A 1,815-nucleotide genomic window follows, 5' to 3' on the forward strand; every position below is an offset into this window, starting at 1 on the left:
AAGGCCACCGACGAGATCTCCTCGCACATCGCGGGCATGCAGGGTGCGACGGCCGAGTCGGTCGCCGCGATCAAGGAGATCGGCGCCACCATCGGCAAGATCTCGTCGATCTCGACCTCGATTGCCAGTGCAGTGGAAGAGCAGGGTGCCGCAACCCAGGAGATCGCCCGCAGCGTCCAGAACGTCGCCCAGGGCACCCAGACCGCCGCGACCGACATCGGCCAGGTCAACCGCGGCGCGGCCGAAACCGGTTCGGCCTCGGAGGAGGTGCTGAACTCGGCGAAGACGCTGTCGAGCGAAAGCACCCGCCTGCGCGCCGAGCTCGATCGCTTCATGGCGAATATCCGGGCAGCGTAGGGCCCGCCTGTAGCTTCATGCTCCGCCGCCGTCCGGACAAGCGCGCCCTTGTCCGGGACGACGGCATCCTCCGCGACAGCTCACCGCAAGTTGCGGTGTGGCAAATTTACCGCGGCTTATCCTTTGCCATTTACCGTGCATGCGAGTCGGGGAGCGGGCTGCTGCCGGACAGCGCCTGGTTTTCCGCGAATGGAATGGGGTGGGGGAATGTCGGTCAAGTCGAAGCCGAGCTCTTTGAGGCTCTTCACCTTGCGCTTTCGCGCAAAGATCATCCTCGGCTTCGTGGCGGTGCTGGCCATCCTCGCGGCCAGCATGGCGTTCGCCTATTTCGGCTTCGAGCGAATCGCTGGCGCCGTCGCCTCCTACCGGACCAGCGTGGCCGAAGCAGACCTGGCACGGACCATCGACCGCGAATTGGTCAGCTATCAGGGCCTGACCCGGGCGTACACGCTGACCGGTGCGGCGGATGACGAAACCGCGGCCAAGGCGGCCGAAGAGAATCTGAAGGCGGCGATCGCCAAGTCGATGTCCGCCACGTCTGGCGCGGCGCGCCGCGAGGAGATCGGCAAGCTCGAGGCCGAGTTCCAGCGCTTCACAAAGGTCTTCGGCGAGATCATCACGCTGACCCGCGCCAACAACAAGATCGCGGCCGATGAGCTGAACGCTGTCGGCAACAAGATCCGCTTCAAGTTCGACGATCTTGCCGATACTGCGGCGCTTGCCGGGCTCGCGTCGGTGCAGACCACGGCCAAGGACATCACTTCGCAATATCTCGCGGTGTCCACGTCGGTCAGCGCCTTCGTCGCCAAGCCGGATCCGAAGACCGCCGACGGGGTCGTCGCCCGCATCAAGTTCCTGGAGACGCTGCTGGTCTCGATCTACGCCAACGACCAGAAGATCACCGACCGTGTCACCGAGATCGGCAGTCTGCTGAAGCAATACCGCGCATCCTTCGCCAAGCTGTCGGAGAACGTGAAGGTCATCGCCAAGTCGAATGCCGAGATGACCAAGACGGCAGCGTCCATCCTCAAGCTCTCGGGCGAATTGCGCTCGGACCTGTCGGCCGATCAGCAGCGCATCGAGGCGGGTGCGAATACGACGATCGGGGAAACCGAGCAGCTGATGCTGATGCTGGCGCTGGGCGGACTTGCCGTCGGTGCGGCGCTGGCGCTGATGCTCGGCAACGGCATCTCGCGGCCGATGATCGCGATGTGCAAGGCGATGCGTGAGCTTGCCTCGGGCAATTTCGACGTGGTGCTGCCCGGCCTCGGGCGCAAGGACGAGATCGGCGAGATGGCCGGCGCGGTCGAGGAGTTCAAGCTCCAGGCCGTTGCCAAGGCCGAGCGCGATGCCGCCGCCAGCGAAGCCCAGAACAGGGAGCAGGCCGCAAGCCGCCGCGCCGAGCTGATCCGCTTTGCCGACGATTTTGAAAGCGCTGTTGGTGCGATCGTGTCCAAT

1 protein-coding gene and 1 pseudogene are annotated in these 1,815 nt (G+C 64.8%); both read left to right on the forward strand.

What is annotated here, in order from left to right; translation table 11 throughout:
• Nucleotides 1–357 (forward strand): annotated as a pseudogene (locus XH80_RS02995) (methyl-accepting chemotaxis protein); the annotation flags it as partial.
• Nucleotides 358–564: 207 nt separating this feature from the next.
• On the forward strand, nt 565–1,815 hold a 1,251-nt coding region (locus XH80_RS03000), incomplete at its 3' end, for a HAMP domain-containing protein (RefSeq protein ID WP_271597270.1).

The sequence above is a fragment of the Bradyrhizobium sp. CCBAU 45384 genome (assembly GCF_028128665.1).
Classification (GTDB): domain Bacteria; phylum Pseudomonadota; class Alphaproteobacteria; order Rhizobiales; family Xanthobacteraceae; genus Bradyrhizobium; species Bradyrhizobium manausense.